At 57.8% G+C, this 16,503-nt stretch carries 11 protein-coding genes; 10 read left to right on the top strand and 1 reads right to left on the bottom strand.

All coding sequences use genetic code 11. The annotated features are described in order from the left end of the window. The first annotated feature begins 350 nt into the window (after nt 1-350). The 6 genes from AC3WMR_RS30550 (at nt 351) to AC3WMR_RS30525 (ending at nt 7,202) form a co-directional block, all read left to right on the top strand. Nucleotides 351-1,064 carry a TIGR02391 family protein gene (locus AC3WMR_RS30550; protein ID WP_492266960.1) on the top strand — a complete coding sequence of 238 codons (714 nt, stop codon included), beginning with the start codon at nt 351-353 and terminating at the stop codon, nt 1,062-1,064. A gap of 167 nt (nt 1,065-1,231) precedes the next feature. Then, nucleotides 1,232-2,962 carry an ATP-dependent nuclease gene (locus tag AC3WMR_RS30545; protein ID WP_492266959.1) on the top strand — a complete coding sequence of 577 codons (1,731 nt, stop codon included), beginning with the start codon at nt 1,232-1,234 and terminating at the stop codon, nt 2,960-2,962. Beyond that, the gene (locus AC3WMR_RS30540) at nt 2,949-4,259 is read left to right on the top strand and encodes a UvrD-helicase domain-containing protein (RefSeq protein ID WP_492266958.1); all 1,311 of its coding nucleotides are present in this window, start codon (nt 2,949-2,951) and stop codon (nt 4,257-4,259) included. The genes AC3WMR_RS30545 and AC3WMR_RS30540 overlap by 14 nt, the downstream gene beginning before the upstream one ends. A gap of 108 nt (nt 4,260-4,367) precedes the next feature. Continuing rightward, on the top strand, nt 4,368-5,876 hold the full coding sequence (locus AC3WMR_RS30535; protein ID WP_492266957.1) for a hypothetical protein: 1,509 nt from the start codon (nt 4,368-4,370) through the stop codon (nt 5,874-5,876). Nucleotides 5,877-5,979: 103 nt separating this feature from the next. Continuing rightward, on the top strand, nt 5,980-6,450 hold the full coding sequence (locus AC3WMR_RS30530) for a hypothetical protein (protein WP_492266956.1): 471 nt from the start codon (nt 5,980-5,982) through the stop codon (nt 6,448-6,450). Then, the gene (locus AC3WMR_RS30525; protein WP_492266955.1) at nt 6,447-7,202 is read left to right on the top strand and encodes a hypothetical protein; all 756 of its coding nucleotides are present in this window, start codon (nt 6,447-6,449) and stop codon (nt 7,200-7,202) included. Before AC3WMR_RS30530 ends, AC3WMR_RS30525 begins: the two co-directional genes overlap by 4 nt. A 71-nt stretch (nt 7,203-7,273) precedes the next feature. Here AC3WMR_RS30525 and AC3WMR_RS30520 read toward each other — a convergent pair whose 3' ends face one another. Then, entirely contained in the window at nt 7,274-8,260 is a 987-nt protein-coding gene (locus AC3WMR_RS30520; RefSeq protein ID WP_492266954.1) for a hypothetical protein, read from the bottom strand. Between the two features lie 476 nt (nt 8,261-8,736). Between AC3WMR_RS30520 and AC3WMR_RS30515 the strand changes: the two genes are divergently transcribed. The 4 genes from AC3WMR_RS30515 (at nt 8,737) to AC3WMR_RS30500 (ending at nt 16,056) form a co-directional block, all read left to right on the top strand. Continuing rightward, on the top strand, nt 8,737-9,915 hold the full coding sequence (locus AC3WMR_RS30515) for a dsDNA nuclease domain-containing protein (protein ID WP_492266953.1): 1,179 nt from the start codon (nt 8,737-8,739) through the stop codon (nt 9,913-9,915). Next, complete coding sequence (locus AC3WMR_RS30510) at nt 9,912-10,460, top strand: hypothetical protein (protein ID WP_492266952.1); 549 nt, start codon at nt 9,912-9,914, stop codon at nt 10,458-10,460. Before AC3WMR_RS30515 ends, AC3WMR_RS30510 begins: the two co-directional genes overlap by 4 nt. Then, nucleotides 10,457-12,364, top strand: a complete 1,908-nt coding sequence (locus AC3WMR_RS30505) for a hypothetical protein (protein ID WP_492266951.1) — start codon at nt 10,457-10,459, stop codon at nt 12,362-12,364. Before AC3WMR_RS30510 ends, AC3WMR_RS30505 begins: the two co-directional genes overlap by 4 nt. 200 nt (nt 12,365-12,564) lie before the next feature. Then, nucleotides 12,565-16,056 (top strand): DEAD/DEAH box helicase, encoded by a 3,492-nt coding sequence (locus tag AC3WMR_RS30500; RefSeq protein WP_492266950.1) that lies wholly within the window; start codon nt 12,565-12,567, stop codon nt 16,054-16,056. Nucleotides 16,057-16,503 lie beyond the last annotated feature (447 nt).

Raw genomic sequence — 16,503 nt, 5'->3', positions numbered from 1 at the left:
CCGACCAAACCCTGCCGGTTTCTCCAACCTGAGACTGTCCACTTCGGGGGAGGAGGTCAACCCTGCCGGTTTCTCCAACCTGAGACTGTCCACTTCGGGGGAGGAGGTCAGCGACAGAACTGAACTCCATTGGAAACAGTCACCTCATTCGGCATTCGGAGATCAGCCAAGTGCCGGTGATCGATGTGGACCAGGTCGACTATCTGTTCCACCGTCTGTTCGCCATGATTCAACTGATGCTGAGGAAAAAGTAAAAGTGCGAAAGCCCGTACGTTGCGCGATAACGGCGATCGCTCATGCGGGTTTGCGGTGCCTTGCGGAATTGAAAAGATCAACCGGGGTGAGACGCAATGCTTGAATGGTATTTAGAGGTAAATGCCCTGTTTCGGGCAATGCGTCAGAAAGCGATCGATGCACAAGGCCTTCTTGCGAGCGACGATAAAGCAGGGGCCAAGTTGATCAATGGCTACTTGAAAGCCGACTATCAACTACTGCGCAAGCTGTGGACCGGTGCAGGGTTCCCTGAGCAAGACATGGGAAATCTTGGCAGGCATATCGGATTCGGCGACGCCAATGACTACAACGATATCCTTGCGCGCGATCTTCCCCAGGTAGAAGTGAGGGCGGAAGCGCATGTGCGCGAAGCGACAGGTACCAAGCCGAGCATGGGCTTCGAGGAACTGCTGCACCCCGTTATCTTCGCGCACGCCTTCCAGCACTATGTCGACGGACACTACCGCGATGCCGTGTTGAACTCCGTCGTTGCGATCTTTGATTTGATGCGAGAGCGCACTGGCCTGGATCTCGATGGCGCGGCTCTGGCGACACAAGTGTTGAGCTTGGAAAAGCCGTACTTGATCCTCAGCGAACTCGACACGGAGTCGGGCAGAAATGACCAGAAGGGGTTCATGCAAATTTTGGTCGGTGCTTACCTTGGCATTCGCAATCCCAAGGCGCATTCGCTAAATCATGATCTCGACCCGGAGAAGGCCGCGCAGTATCTGATCTTCGCCAGCCTACTGGCCCGACGGATCTACGAGGCGAAAAACGCTCCGAAGACCTGAGGCGCGCCAGTTGCATAGGTGGTTCTCGATCCGACCGCGAGTCACTGGAAGTCAGGCGATGTCCTGCGAAGGAATGTAGGTAGCGCAAAGAGTCGAGCCTCGCAATGTGCTTTCGCATCAGGGATTTCTAAAGCGGAACAGGCCGCGCACCATCATAGGGGGACCCAATGGCAAGAATAAGAAAGATCGAGATCGCCAATTTCCGTGGCATCAAGCAATTGGTGTGGTGTCCATCGCCTGGCATCAATTGTCTGATCGGCACGGGCGACAGCGGAAAATCCACGGTGCTGGATGCGATCGATCTGTGCTTGGGCGCCAGGCGCAATGTGCAGATTTCCGACGCTGACTTTTTCGGCCTGGACATCACCGCTCCGATCGGCATCACGCTGACACTGGGCGCGCTGGATGACAGCATGAGTACGCTGGAAAGCTTCGGTGCCTTTCTGCGCGGCTATCACGCCGCCACGGGCATCGTCGAAGACGAGCCGTCTGCCGGTGCAGAAGTGGTTCTCTGCCTGAATCTGACCGTCGCCAGCGACTTGGAACCATCCTGGACTCTTATCTCCGACCGCGCCTCCCAGCAAGGTCTGGTGAAGACACTCGCATGGAAGGACCGTCTGGCCTTGGCGCCGACGCGGATCGGTGCGCTCGCTGACTACAATTTGGCCTGGCAGCGGGGCTCGGTGCTGAACCGCATCTCGGAGGAACGCGCGGATGCTTCGGCGGCACTCGTGAAGGCTGCACGGGATGCGCGCGGCACCTTTGGCGACCAGGCCGAGCAGCAATTGGGAGAAGCGCTGGGGATCGTCGCCGCGACCGCCCAGGAACTCGGTGTCCACATTGGCGCAAAGGCGAGGGCGCTGCTCGACTCGCATTCCGTGTCGTTCGGCGGCGGGACCATCTCTCTGCACAATGAGGCTGGCATCCCGCTTCGCAGTCTCGGCGTTGGGTCCACACGCCTGCTGGTTGCCGGTCTGCAGCGCAAGGCGGCCAGCCAAGCGTCGATCGTCCTTTCGGACGAACTGGAGTACGGCCTAGAGCCGCACCGCATCGCTCGGTTTCTCGGCTCTCTTGGAGCGAAGGAAGCGGCCCCGTTGCAAGCATTCCTCACCACGCATTCGCCAGTGGCACTCAGGGAGTTGTCGGGCGGGCAGCTTTTCGTTCTGCGCCGCAGTCTCCACGGTCACGAGGCTCGCATGGTAGGAACCGATAACGACACGCAGAGCACCATTCGCCTCTATCCCGAGGCCTTTTTGGCTGGCTCCGTGATCGTGTGCGAAGGAGCCAGCGAGATCGGCCTCCTGCGTGGTCTGGATTTGCACCGGGTCGAACATGGCGGTGTGTCTCTTGCAGCACAGGGCATCGCCATGGTCGACTGTGGTGGTGGCGAGCCGGACCGGCCTTATGCCCGCGCGGCCGCCTTCCAGTCGTTAGGCTACAGGGTGATGGTGGTGCGGGATGACGACAAGAAGCCTACGCCTGTCATCGAACAGGCATTCCTGCAGGCCGGTGGCGCGGTCGTCGCGTACCGCGCAGGCCGCGCATTGGAGGACGAACTGTTTGGCAGCCTTACGCCAGTGGCCTGCCAGCACCTGATTAAATATGCCCACGACCTGCATGGCGACCTGATTCACGAACACCTGCGCACCGTCTCTAACAACACACTGACCGTTCAGGCCGTCTGGGACGAAATCCAGAATACGCAAGCACTGTCAATGCCAAACCGAGTCATGCTCGGGCAGGCGGCGCGCATCCGCAAGGCCGGTTGGTTCAAGTCCATCTCCTGGATGGAGGACGTAGCAAGGACCATCGTGGCGCCGGACTTGCCGCTATGCGATCCAGGCTTCAAGGCATTGGTAGACCAGGTATCTGTGTGGGCTGCCCATGGGCCCCGCTGAAATCGACCTGCGCACGATTGCCCGAGGTACCGTGACAGCACCGGCCGGGTGCGGCAAGACGCAGTTGATTGCTCACGCCCTGGCCGCTCATGGAGGTCGCAAACCCATTCTCGTGCTCACGCACACGAACGCTGGCGTGGCGGCGCTTCGCGCCCGGCTGGACCGTGCCGGTATGCCACACAGTGCTTATCGATTGAGCACTATCGACGGCTGGGCCATTCGGTTGATTGCGAGCTTTCCGGGTCGCAGCGGGCATGATCCGGACATCCTGCGGCTCGCCACGCCTGCGCGGGACTACCCGGCGATCCGCGAATTCGCCTGGAAGCTGTTGCAGGCCGGGCACGTCGGCGAGGTACTGAAAGCGTCCTATGCGCATCTCATTGTTGACGAGTACCAGGACTGTTCGGTGCCTCAGCACTATCTCGTCTATTTTCTCTCGCTGATCCTGCCGACCTGCGTGCTTGGCGATCCGATGCAGGGCATCTTCGGGTTCGGTGGCAACGCCTTGGCTAACTGGGAGCAGCAAGTGTGCGCGCATTTCCCGGTCGTGGCGGAACTAGCCACGCCATGGCGTTGGCGCAATGCTGGTGCGGAAGCACTCGGACAATGGCTGCTGGAGGTTCGCCGCCTGTTGGTGGCCGGTCAGTCGGTGGATCTGCGCACTGGACCACCAGCACATGTGACGTGGGTTCAGACCATCCCGCCCAACGACCACCCGCAGCGACTGGCTGCCGCACGGACACTGCCGCCCACCGCAGACGGGCGCGTGCTGATCATCGCCGACAGCCGTAACCGTTCGAGCCAGCAGAACTTTGCAAGCCAGACGCCGGGGGCCTCGACCGTTGAGGCAGTCGATTTGCAAGACCTCATCGCCTTCGGCAATAGTTTCGATGTTGCGTCTGCGGGGGCCTTGGGGCAACTGCTGGCGCTGGCGCAAAGCGTCATGACCAACGTGGGTGTTGCAGAGCTGACACGGCGTCTGGAGTCGTTGGCCCGAGGAACCGCAAGGAATCCACCGTCCGCAGCGGAAAGCAGTGCCTTGGCGTTCCAGCGCGCACCATCCATGGCCGCAGCCGCCACACTGCTGTCGGAGCTGCGCGAAATGCCGAACGTGCGCGTTCATCGGCCGGCGTTCTCAAGGCGCTGCGTGGGGCCTCGGCAGGAAACGTCCTGCTTGCGGAGGCTGCCAGGCGCGTGCGCGAAGAGAACCGATTGTTGGGCCGCCCGTTGCCCAAGCGTGCGGTCGGTAGCACGCTGCTGCTCAAAGGGTTGGAGGCAGAGGTGGCGGTGGTGCTGAATACGGAGGGCATGAGCACACAGCACTTGTATGTGGCCATGACCCGCGGATCAATGAAGCTGGTTGTATGTAGCGCCAGCCCCATATTGGGCTAAGTAGGAGGGGAAAATGGCAAGAGAGAACAAGTTTGCAAGCTCGGGCGGTGCAAAAGAGACGCCCGCAGGAAAGCTCATGGAGACCATCGTCGAGGACGTGATCACGGCGAAGACGATGACCTTTACACAGTGGCATGCGCTCAGCGCGAACCCCTTGGTCCCGCTTGCCATTCCGGTGTCGCAAGGCGGTGAGTATCGGGTCACGCAAGCCGGCGTGGACGCAGCTCACTCGCTGTCACAGCAAAGCTGGAAATCACGCGAAGCCTTGCGTCAGACGATTGATCGAGAGGCCTTCATGAAGCTCTCGTTCCAGGCCATCGGGGACACGCTTCGCGACTCTCAATCGCATCTTCCAACAGTACCTGAGGGCCAGAATGAGCGTGACGTGCTGCTCGGTGACGCTTTTTATGCGGAGCTCGTCGCCGACTACCAAGCGCGCTTGCAACAGCTGGCCACCAGCGCAAGCCCCGACGTCGACATGCATATCCCTTGCCATCTGTTTCATTCGGATCAGGCCGTACCGGCATTTGACGTGGGGCCGGTGCGATTCCTGCCGAGGACGGAATGGCTCGATTCCTTTGTCAAGGACTCGGAGGTCCGTGAGCTCATCCGCCAGGTCGAGGTTCGTGAACTGGACGTGGAGGAGTTGACCGCTCGTTCAACTGCAGCCGAGGGCAACCGCCTTGCGTCGCATGCGTTGGGCGTTCTGCGTACGCTGCGCCATTACAGCTGGGTAGCTACCATCCGAATGGAAGGGCACGAGCATGCGCGCTCGCATTTCAAAGCGTCGGTGGTAGTGGGACTTGCGATTGACGCAATCGGACTGAGGTTCCAGGTCGAGGATGCGCGACGATTTACGAAGGCCGGACGGCAGCATCTTTTTGCAGAAGACCGGTTCGCGACCACGCTAGACGGACGGATATTACATGGGTCGAGCGCACAGATGCCTGGCCTTGGCGGACGCCCCGGTGCGTTGGCTGCCAAGATGGCGGGCGAACAATCCTTCCTGGATGCCGCTGGGTGCATCTTGCAGCGCTACGTCGACGGACGACGAAGCGGACATGCGCTGCATCTCGTCGAACGCTGGGCCAATGCACTGTACTGGGTCGGAGAAGCTCGTCGCGAGGCATCCGACTTCATGGCAGTGGTCAACTATGGGTGTGCCGCTGATGGGCTGTCGGGCGCGGGCGGCAAGGCGAACGATATGACAAGCTTCGCCGAGATTGCGCTCAAGCCTGCAGGGGAGGCCGTACCCGAGGGCGCGCTCACGGTGGATACCGCCGTCCACAAGGTCTATCGAGAAGGCCGCAACAAGCTCGCTCACGGCGAAATTTCAGGACTGCTGGAGGACCTTGCCGAGCCGCGCGCAGTTGGCGAAGCGCTGCTGTCAGCGTTGTTCGATGTTGTGACGCCGGTGCTAGCAGACCTCCTGCAGAACGATTCCAACCTGCCGAGGCTTGATGAGAAGCGGGCCTATCGTCTACTTGAGGCGAAACTGGCAACGCGCAAAGCAAGCGCTTGACTCGATGCTCCGATCGTGAAAGGTACGAGGACACGCATTAGCATCTGCAAAAATTGTTGTACTGCTACCAGGGCCTCGGCACTGGAGTATTCATGGAGGGAGTATGCAGATCCAATTTCAAGGTGAGGACGACCTGGAGCAGGCGCTCCACGAAATTCATCGACGAGCCTGCGAGTATGAGGGGCCTTTGATGCACCAATTCATGGAGTTGGCGAGACTCAGTGCACCGGTCGAGCCGGATGAGCCCTTTAGAGAAGCCTCCTGGGATGGTGCGCCACGTGATGGTGTCGCGTCAGATGCCAAGCGTCGAGAGATCAAAGAACGATTTGAAGATGCCCTGTCGTTGCTGATGGTCCTCGCTTTCCCGGTGAACAGCGGAACCGAACAAGCCGTACGCCATGAACTCAATCAGGCAATGGGGCGCGAGCAGCAGATCGATTCCCTACAGATGCGCGCCGGGAACCGAAAAATCAGCCTACGACGTAATCTGGGGCGACGCCCGACAAAGCAGCAAGTCGCACTGCGTAATGCATTGCTCGAGTTTCTCCCCCGACAAACTCTGGAGGATCTATGAGTACGACATCTGCCGCAGCGACAGGCGCCAAGAAAAAGAAGAAGCAACCAGCGCCGCCGGACCTAGTCAAAGCCGTAGGTGCGCTCTTCGATATTGCGGCAAAGGCGCCGTCGCCGCTTCAATTGCAAGCAATGACCCGAGACAAGCTGTACGAAATGCTGGTCCTGGCTCGACTGCTGCGAGCCTTTCGGCGCGCGCATCCCAAAGGGTCAATCATCCACCAGCCACCGTCTAAGGGAGGTAAGCCGTCCGAGGTGATCGTGGCAAGCAAGCCCGCCTTGGCCGATCGCAAGCGGTTCTCGCACTTTGATCTGTGCGATGCCGCTGGCAACCACCTCGGTGAAGCATGGACCTCGGTCGAATTTGAGTCATTGAGCTGGGCTTGTTACGGCGGGACTCCGGGCAAGGCCCCCCGCGCGGCCCGACACGAACTCGATGTCTGCGTCCTTGAGCCAAGCTCGGGTGAGCGCCCCGGGCACTCGCAAGTCTACGCAGGCATTAGTTGCAAGGATGTGCGTATGTCAACGAAGGAAAATGTGCGCGAAGCACTGGGGCTAAGGCGCGAGACTGCGCTGCTTCAGGGCACAGTTCCAAGCTGTACCCCGTGGCTGGTGCAGCTGGTTCCCGCAGCCCCCAGTTCACCAATCCTCCTGGTGAGCTCCGACGTTGGGATCAGGAAATACGCTTCACCAGTTGACGAAATGGGGGTCTATATCCGATTCGTGCGCCGCCCTTGGGAAGCCGAAGTATGAGCCTGGATTGATTCAGGTCATGCACCTTCGACCATCTGGGAGATCGACGGAATTTGCCTAAGGAGTGGCAGTTAGTTGTTCTCAGCAAACTCCGGTGCTCCGGTGTTCCTATGTGACTCCATCACAGCATCAACCAACTTGGACGCCATCACATAAGACTCACCAGCAGCCTTGTAGATCTGCGTCTCACGCTCTTCTTCGCTCATGAGTGGCTCATCGATTTCACCCGAATGGACCAGCCTTGAGCGGTAGTTATAAAGATCATTGAAAGCCTTCGCCTGGTCTTTGCCAAGTTTCTGACTGACAAATTTTCTGCATGACTTTCCAATGGAGTATTTTTTACACCCACCCACGGCGAGTGCCAAGGACTCTTTTTGGTCTTTACTCAGCGACGATTCCTGAATTTTCTGCACGAGTTGATCGACAACCGCTTGCTCTTCATTACTTCTGCGTCCCCCCGATCCAGCCAGCATTTCAATTACTGTCATCGAAAGGATCAATCGCACCATGCTTGAGTATTCAAAGTGAATTGCACCCAGCATGTCGATAACCGATGACATCGGGGGGGCCACATAGTAGCCTATGTAGTATTTCGAGATCCCTGAAGAAAGCTTTGAATAATCAAATCTCTCGAATTCCTGAGAAGGTTCTGGGTCCCAGACTATCCTGCTCACAGGGTAGGCCCGGCGCGATGTGAGTTGCTTAAAAATAAAACCATTCGGAATATAGTTGTGTTCCATCTCTCTCAACACAACATTGCGGGGATACTCGTCATGCCCACTGTTGGCAGTACAAATGCCGAAATGCTGCTCAAGCGCCGCCAGCTTCATCGCCTGCTCGAGCTTGAGCATCTCGATACTAGCTGCACGGTAGCTCTCGAATCCTTCGCCCTCTATGGCTAACTGGTTGGACTGGGAGATCAAAGCCCCCTTGGTCGAGGCCGTGAGGAAAATTTCCTTGCCCTCAAAAATTCGGATCCTCTCCTGGTCCACATTAATGGTGTTGCCGGAAAGCTTGAACGAGATCCGGAAGTTGAATGTTTCTGTCTCACTCTGCATAAATCTTCTAGTCCTGTTTAGTGGGAACGACATTCCATCTCATAACAATAACAGTTGCGGAATGGGTCCTAGAAAAATAGAATCAATCTCGATTCGTTTCAGCACGTTTCATTTATCCTATGATCTGGTTTTGGTGGCCCAAGAGTCGCTGCCCCGCAAATCACTCCATCTTTCGCGCCAGCAGAAGATGCGCGTTTCTGACGGTAAAGGCAACGGTAAGGCCCTAAGTCGATCTTCACCAATCCCTTTACGCCCGACTATCGGCGGGTGGCCAAGTTCAAGGCACATGGCGCGGTCTACTGGCTGCGCGATTGAAAGACGGGCAGCGCTCGGCCCAAATCGAGCGCTTTGGGCCGGGCAAAGTGAAGTGGCCGGCTTGATGACAGTCAGCAGTCCACAGCAGACTCACGAGCTATTCGTGTAATATGTAACAAATTATCCACCCGCAATCGTCGATCCTATGAAATGGAGACTTGATGACCGTCAGTGACGACCAAGCTACCACGCTAGCACCAGCAGTCTGGCCGTCGATCGACGAAATCTCGCCGCAAGAGGAGGGTGGGCCCATCGCTAGGATCGGTTTTAGTTATCAAGACGAGGTCGCGGTGGGCTTCCTCATAGAAATGCTGTGTTCCCCGTCCATTTGGAAGGTCCACTGCGAGACACACGACGACATTCTGCTTGTTCGATGCGTGGACGATGTTTGCCATGCCGAGTTCGTGCAGGTGAAGGGAGGCCAGCCTGACCAGCTCTGGTCTGTCGCCAACCTCTGCTTTCGCAAGGCAGGCGCGGTTGGAAGTTCGATATTTGAGGTGTCCTTGGCTCGTGATAAGTACATCGAGCCGTCAAGGTTTCGCCTAGTCACCCATCGGCCGGTCGTGACGGCCCTTCGGGTGCTGACCTCTCCACTCGGTGCGCCAGGGCGGGAGCCGGAAAGCGAGGCGGTGACCGCGCTCCTGGACGCCATCGGTCAATACTGCCCTGAAACCAAATCGGCCAAAGGCAACGACGCACAGTTCTGGATTGACAACTGTGTCTGGGACGTCCGGAACGATCACGCCAGCATCGCAAACGCCAACCTGCTGAAATTGATCGAACTGTCGGCGCGAGAAGGTCAATGCCTTCTCCCCGAGCAAGCGCAAGTTCTGCTTGGTGAGTTGCGTGACTGGGCCAAGAGTGCCGGAGAGGCCCGCTGGATTCCCGACCGGGATAAAAAGATCATTACGCGCACGGCGATTTGCGATTGGTGGTGCCGACGTACTGACGAAATCCGCGACGGTGCGACGGCGCCCGGCGGCGGCAAACTTTCAACCAAGCTCAACGAGATCGGTGTGGGGGCTGAGACGATCGCACTGGCAGTTGATATTCGGCGGACTTACGCCGCGTTGATGCGAACTACGCGCTACATGGCGGAAGACGAAACATCTGTTCTCCAGCAGCGCGTGAAGTCGGAAATGATGCTGCTACGTGCGCGCTACTCCGCCGGCCACCTCGACATTGATGGTGCAGCCTTTCTGTCGTTATGTCTGGAACGGCTGAATGCCATGAACGAGGGCAGACCTGCCGGCGAGAAAGATCGATCTGCTTTCCTTCAGGGATGCATGTACGACATCACAGACCGCTGCTTGCACCGATTCGCGAGGCCAGTGCGATGAAGTCGCTCGAACGCCTGGGCAACCGGCCCGTCAGTCTACCGTTGGCTGCCGACGATGTCGTGGAGTTCCACATGGGGCGACTGCTGCTGCTCCTGAGACTGTGCGGAACCGCGGGGCGGATCGACGGTTTGACAAAGATGGCGAAACTCGACTTCTTTGTCAGGTATCCCGACTTTTTCGAGACCGCGCGTGATCAGTCGAACGGAACCGGGATATCTGATCGCGCTGTTGAGTCGGCCATGGTGCGACACCACTATGGCCCGTGGGACAAGCGCTACTACCATGTGCTAGCAAACCTAGAGGCGAGGAGACTGATTTCCGTGGCCAAAGAGAAGAACTCCTACCGTATTGCCCTAACTGATCTCGGTCAAGATCGAGCCAAACGTTTGTTGGAATTGCCTTCATTCGCTCCGATCGTGAGCCGGATGAAGGAAGTGAAGAGCGCGTTTGGCTCGCGTAGTGGCACGTCGCTGAAAGACATGATCTACAAAGTTTTCGACGAGGAAGTGGGCCGTCGCCGCCTAGGTGAGGTGATCGAGGCATGAGCGGGCGATACATTTCCATCGGTCGGCTTGCACGTCGATTCTCCAACGGCGAAACCGAAGCCTTGAAGTTTGAGCCTGGCGTCAACCTGCTCATCGGCCCCCCCAACACGGGAAAGACGAAGTGGCTTCAGATGCTCGACCATCTGCTGGGTGATCCGTCGTCTTTTGAGTCGACATTTGATGAGCAACTCTTCGCAAAGTACGACTCGATCAGCGCGGAGTTGGTTGTTGGAGAGGAAACCCTGCTCGTCGAGCGGCGCTGGAAGGAACCGGGCAGCAAGACGAAGGTTTTCGTCGATGGTGAAGGTCTACCGGCGCGTGACTTTCAACATCTTCTACTGCAAAAGCTCAATATCCCATTGATGCACTTTCCGCGAGGAAATCCATTTTCTGGCCAAACTTGGCCTGAGCTCAGTTTCAGGATGCTGCTGCGACATATTTACCGGCAGCAACGGTTCTGGAGCGGCATCGCAGACCAACAGATTGAGGCCGAGCAACACGCATGCTTGCTGCAGTTCCTTGGTCTGGCTGAGCACATCTACACCGAGAAGTATGGACAGCTGGTGGGGATGAAGCTTGCGGTAGAGCGTCTCAAAGCCAGGCGCGAGCAATACGGCTCAACGCTCAACGAACTTGCAAGAGATCTCTTGAATGTCGAAGGCCTCGAACAGAGTGTCAACGCGGAAGTTGTGCGGCAGGCGGAGGAGCGCATCGACATGAAGCTCAATGAGCTTAGGGATCATCGAATTGCTACGCTTGTCGACGGACGAAACAATGCTGTTGCCAACCAGAGCCGCGGACGCATTGAAGCGTTGAGCGAAAAACGGGCCGCGCTCATCGTTACGCGAGAGGAACAGTTTCGCCAAACGAAGGCGACGACTGAACGGTTGGAGGAGATGCAGCGCTACCGAGACGATTTGACGAATGAACTGGCGCGGCTGCATCGTGCAGAAGACGCGGGAGCCTTGTTCGCCGACTTAAAAATTACGCATTGTCCCGCGTGTGACCAAACAGTCGCGCAACAAGCAGTCGATGTGACCGATTGCCACCTATGTCATCAACATCTCCCCGTGGAGCCGATGGTCGAAGGGTTGGGGGCAGCACGCCTGCAGTTTGAAAACAATCGTCTCACGGGGGAACTTCAGGAAGCGGAGACGCTGCTCGTCGTTCTTGGACGGGAGGTGGAGCGTCTTGCTCACGCGCAGTTGGCTTTAGACGAACAGCTAAGGATGGCCGAGAACGAACTCGCACCCGCACGGGAGGCAGTGTCTGCTTTGGTGAGTGAGGAACTGACCGCTATCGACATGGCCATGGGGGAACTAAACGAGCGGCAGCGCCAGGTGAAGCGCTTGACTGGAGCAGTTGAGCTGGGCGAACAACTCACTGGACAGATTGAAGCAATGGAGACGGAGATCGCGCCACTACAAGTTCAGGTCGATGACATCACGCGCGCCACCGACTTCGGCCATGGTGAGGAACTACTTGCTTCCGGTATGACTTTCTATCTGAATGCACTGAATCGCATCAAACCCAACGTGTGGCGACACAGCGCAGTCGACGTAAATCTTTCTAGATCCGCCTTCAGCATCAAGGTGGGGTCCAGGCGGTGGAGCTCGGCGTTGGGTGGGACGGATACGTTGTACTTCTTGATGTCATATCACTTTGGCCTCCTCTCGCTGAGCTCTTTGCCTCATTGTCACTACCCGGGCCTGTCGATCATCGACCTCCCCGGAGATTTTCTCGGAGAGTCTATAGAGGACAAAGAGAACTTCATCGTTCAGCCGTTCATTGACCTCTTGGCCCAGGATTCCTTCATGGGCGCACAAGTCATCATGACCGGGGCATCGTTCAAGGGGCTAACTGGCGTTCATCGAACCAACCTTCACAAGGTCTACGTGGGGTAGCGATCCTCGGATCGCGATGTTTGTTGAAGTGGGGCCGGCCGACAAGGAGGGCATGGATCTATCGCAGACCACATCCGCCGTGCGCGAGTTGCTCAGCACGGTGCATCGTCGACGGTGGTGCGATGCGTGGTCATGACGACGGGCGGGATGTGGGAACTTAGCCGGTCCGACGCGGCCGGAAATATAAAAGGAAGAAGAAATTGCAGCTATCGGACCTGGACATCACCGATCCCGCGAGCACTGATATGTCCCGCCTTGGCGGCACGTGCTGCTTGCCGCCCACTCGAACAGCAGGCGAACAGCAGTACTTCGACCAAGCGATGGCGGCGTTGTCGAGCTACAAGTTCTGGACGGCGGCCACCGACGCATGCATGTATCGACCTTCAGCCGGCCTCTGGGCACCCCAACGTCGAGCTGTAGGCGCTGCAGTGGCCTACATCGGCGCGGTTGCAGGAAGCACGCCATCCGAGTCTGCACTCATCAAAATGCCTACGGGAACGGGCAAGTCTGGCGTGATTGCTACTTTGGCCTGCGCGCTACCGAAGGTTCGCAGGACGCTCATAGTCACGCCACGAAGGTCGCTCGTGGACCAGATGTTGAACGATGTCCACTGGAGGTTCTGGAAGCACTTTGAACTTGAGTATGGGACAACTGGGCTCAGAGCGTCCCAACGTGGCGATGCTGTACCGACGGATACCCAGATGACCGCCGATGGCGTCATGAGGCTTCTGCCCTCGACAACGGCGACTTTATGCTCCTATCCGAAGGGCGAGCGGCTGATCGTTGTGGGAACCTTCAGCGCCTTGGCTCAGATCCTTCGACCGCCTCGACCTGCACATCGGCTCACTGGCCGCTACCCGACCGAGCGCGACGAAGGCCCTACCGATGCACCCCGATCGTCTGAATGGACCGCTCCACAAGCGGATCTCGTCCGTGCAGCACTCTCTGACTTCGATCTCGTCATCGTTGATGAAGGTCACTACGAACCGGCATTTGTCTGGTCCCAGTGCATTCGTGAGCTGGCGCGTCCCACGGTGTTGTTTAGCGCGACGCCGTACCGTAACGATTTCAAGTACTTTCAGGTGCGCGGGAACTTCGCTTTCAACCTTGGCTATGAAGAGGCGACCAACCAACATTTAATCCGGCCAGTGACCTTTGCAGGTGCCCAGCATCTACCCAAGAGCGGCTGCAGTCCTTCGGAATTCTCCGAAGCCCTGAAAAAGTTCAAGACTACAGTTTTGGACAAGCAGTACTGGCCCGCAGCGCGCGGCCCAAGACGCGTGATCGTGCGCTGCGCCGATCATGAATCGCTGATTCTCATGCGCGACGCGCTACAAAGCTTAGGCAGCAGCGCTGTTCTCATCCATGACAACGTGAAGCGTGACGACGCGGACAAGCTGGAGTTCCAGAGCGTAAATCGGGCGTTGCTAGCGCCTGAGAGTGACCCCATCGAGTATTGGCTCCATCAATGGAAGCTTCTCGAAGGCGTCGACGACAGCACTTTCGCGACCATCGCGATCTATGAGCCGTTCTCCACATCGCGTGCAACGATCCAACAGATCGGTCGCATCATCCGGGTGCTTGATCGGGGCGCGCCCGGCAAAGAAGTTGCAACCGTATTTGCCAGCGCGGACGTACAGGCCGATGCCCACGCCCGATTTGAGCGATACACCCGCTACGAGCAGCACTTCGCCAAGGACCCAAAGCGCGCTCTTGAGCAAGAGTCGAACTTGCCGGGACTGCTCTTGCAGAGCGTAGCTCCCTACCAATACTTGGCGGGCGACTTTCGAGAGCGTGTTCCGCTGGACGACGCCCTCGAGCCTCCCAGGTACGCAGATTTTGCGGTTCCCCTTAGAACATCCATCTACCGGTACTCTCACACTGCCACGCTCGACGACCTGACGAAAGCCTGCGCCGATGCAATGCAGCTTGAGGACCGCTACAACGTGACGATCCTCCGACCTGGATTCGCTGAGCCGGGCTCAGTACGGTTGATTCACTACCTGACTTGCAAGAATTCAGAGCTGTTGATCCGACACTCCCTACCGATCTGGAGCCTGGGCGTTATGGTGCTTGGCCGGATTGGCGCGCGGGTGTTTATCCTGGACACCGAGGGCATCGTGATTGACCTGGACGCCCTCGGGCTTGAGCCGGAGTCCGCGGAACACCTTGAGCGCCTGATTCCCGCGAACGGGAACGGGATCGTATCTAGAGTGTCCCAAGCATCCGCCATCGGGTTGGACTTGTCCGAGTCCGCCGTCCGCTCAGTCACAGCTCGGATGCACGACTTCGCCAGCGGCTTTTTTGACTTGTCGCAAAGCAGCCAAGCCCTGCACTCAGTTCGGGCATCGATGCGTCTGCAGGACACGCCGGTTACACGCTACCTGTCGATCGACCGAGCCAGCGTTTCCGACTACAGCGCACGCACACAGCGACGGTCGGTCAACGAATACTTCGTGTGGCTCCAGCATCTGGCCGCAGTCCTTGATTCGAATGCGCTCATCAGTGGTGTCTTCGAGCGGTTCGCCCGGTCAGTCGCAGCACCGCCTGTACAAGACGCTCTACCCATGAACGTTCTGTTCGACTTCTACGATCTGCTCGACACCTCGTTGGATACAGCTGGCTGGCATGCCACGAAGTGCGAATCTCTTAGACAAGCAGAAACCTGCGTCGACGTTGATGGATCAGGGGCTTTCAGCCTGAATGTGGACGGCAAGGTCCTGAACGGAAAGATCACGTACGCGGTCACAGGCAATGTTCGGCCTAAAGGCCGCTATGACATCGAATCGCCAGAACTGGACGCATTCGTCAGAGACCCCAACTCCCCCTCGACTGAGCCAGCATCCTTGGTACGCGCTCTCAACAAGGAGCAGGCATTTCGGGTCATACCGAGTGGATCCGATCTCACCTATGCCAAGCGGCTCTTCTATCAAACCGGTTTAGACATTGACGCGATTGCCGCGGGTCGAGAGGAAGGATCACCTCTGGAGATGCTCACGCCTTCGCCGTGGCTAGAGCAAGTCACGTCCGAGAAGGGTGGAGGAAGCGCGAGGCAGTGGGTGGCAGGTTCCGTTTTCGGCGGCGTCTTCGCTGAGTTCGGGCTCTCCAGTCACGGCGCTCGCTCAAATGCCAGGGCACGCCCTTTGCACGCGCTGGACCCTGCACTCGCTCAAGAGCTGCAGACGTTTGACACGATGGTGTGCGACGACGGTGGTCAGGAGCAAGCCGATTTCATGTTCAAGGGTGAGAGCCCTCGTCGCGTGGTGTTCGTGCATGCCAAGGTCAACGACAACTCGATGAGCGTGAGTGCTATGCAGATAGTTGGTCGTCAGGCGATGGCGTCTCTTGCCTTCATCGCACGCGGCGCGCGGCTCCAGGATCGCTCCACCTGGTGGGCATCACCCTGGTCAACGGATGATCATCGGCAGGTTCCGCATCGAGTGCTGAGATCCTCGAACCCGAATCTCCAAGTCACCTGGGGCGAGATCAAACGTGGCATCCAGTCCGCACAGTACGCAAAGGAGATCTGGATCTTTGCCGGCCGTACGCTCAGCAAGAAGGAACTTGTCCGACAACTCACGCGCCCTGCGGGACCAACTCCGTTGTCACTCCAGATGGCTTATTACCTGGGCACACTCCAGACATCGGCAGCTCGCGCAAACGTTGCCATGCGAATCTTCTGTTCCATCTGATATTGCGCATGTTTGCCGGTAAGTCACTGATGCTTCGGACTTAGGGCTTGGCCATAGTTGCTGCTGCATCCTGGCGTATACACCAGGATGCAGCAGCACCAAGAGGTGCGTTAACTTGGTATCCTTCTCCCTGATTGATGATGGTGTTGCCAGAGTTGCCGCCCCGCAAATTGCTTCATTTCTCGCGCCAGCAAAAGATGCGAGCTTCTAACGGTAAAAGTGACGGTAACGCCCTATGTTGATCACTGTCAATCCCTTTAACCATGCGGGTTTAGGCGACTTGTTGATGATCGAGTGGGAATAATGCCGCGGTAGTTTCGCGGTAAATGAAAAAAGGCGCCTCGGCGCCTTTTTTGATGGGGTTGACCCGTCCTGGAATTGGTTGACACCTTTTTGAGAGAAAAAAGGAGAGTCAATTGGAATCAGGGATCAAGCGAACCCAGCGGG

The sequence above is a fragment of the Achromobacter sp. FW305-C-28 genome (assembly GCF_058783235.1).
The sequence above is the reverse complement of the archived record's forward strand: the minus strand, read 5'-3'. Positions and strand labels throughout refer to the sequence as shown.

What these genes read in the sequence shown, in the direction of transcription:
- AC3WMR_RS30550 (WP_492266960.1), top strand. Translation starts at nt 351, where the DNA reads ATGCTTGAATGGTATTTAGAGGTAAATGCCCTGTTTCGGGCAATGCGT.
- AC3WMR_RS30545 (WP_492266959.1), top strand. Translation starts at nt 1,232, where the DNA reads ATGGCAAGAATAAGAAAGATCGAGATCGCCAATTTCCGTGGCATCAAG.
- AC3WMR_RS30540 (WP_492266958.1), top strand. Translation starts at nt 2,949, where the DNA reads ATGGGCCCCGCTGAAATCGACCTGCGCACGATTGCCCGAGGTACCGTG.
- AC3WMR_RS30535 (WP_492266957.1), top strand. Translation starts at nt 4,368, where the DNA reads ATGGCAAGAGAGAACAAGTTTGCAAGCTCGGGCGGTGCAAAAGAGACG.
- AC3WMR_RS30530 (WP_492266956.1), top strand. Translation starts at nt 5,980, where the DNA reads ATGCAGATCCAATTTCAAGGTGAGGACGACCTGGAGCAGGCGCTCCAC.
- AC3WMR_RS30525 (WP_492266955.1), top strand. Translation starts at nt 6,447, where the DNA reads ATGAGTACGACATCTGCCGCAGCGACAGGCGCCAAGAAAAAGAAGAAG.
- AC3WMR_RS30520 (WP_492266954.1), bottom strand. Translation starts at nt 8,260, where the DNA reads ATGCAGAGTGAGACAGAAACATTCAACTTCCGGATCTCGTTCAAGCTT.
- AC3WMR_RS30515 (WP_492266953.1), top strand. Translation starts at nt 8,737, where the DNA reads ATGACCGTCAGTGACGACCAAGCTACCACGCTAGCACCAGCAGTCTGG.
- AC3WMR_RS30510 (WP_492266952.1), top strand. Translation starts at nt 9,912, where the DNA reads ATGAAGTCGCTCGAACGCCTGGGCAACCGGCCCGTCAGTCTACCGTTG.
- AC3WMR_RS30505 (WP_492266951.1), top strand. Translation starts at nt 10,457, where the DNA reads ATGAGCGGGCGATACATTTCCATCGGTCGGCTTGCACGTCGATTCTCC.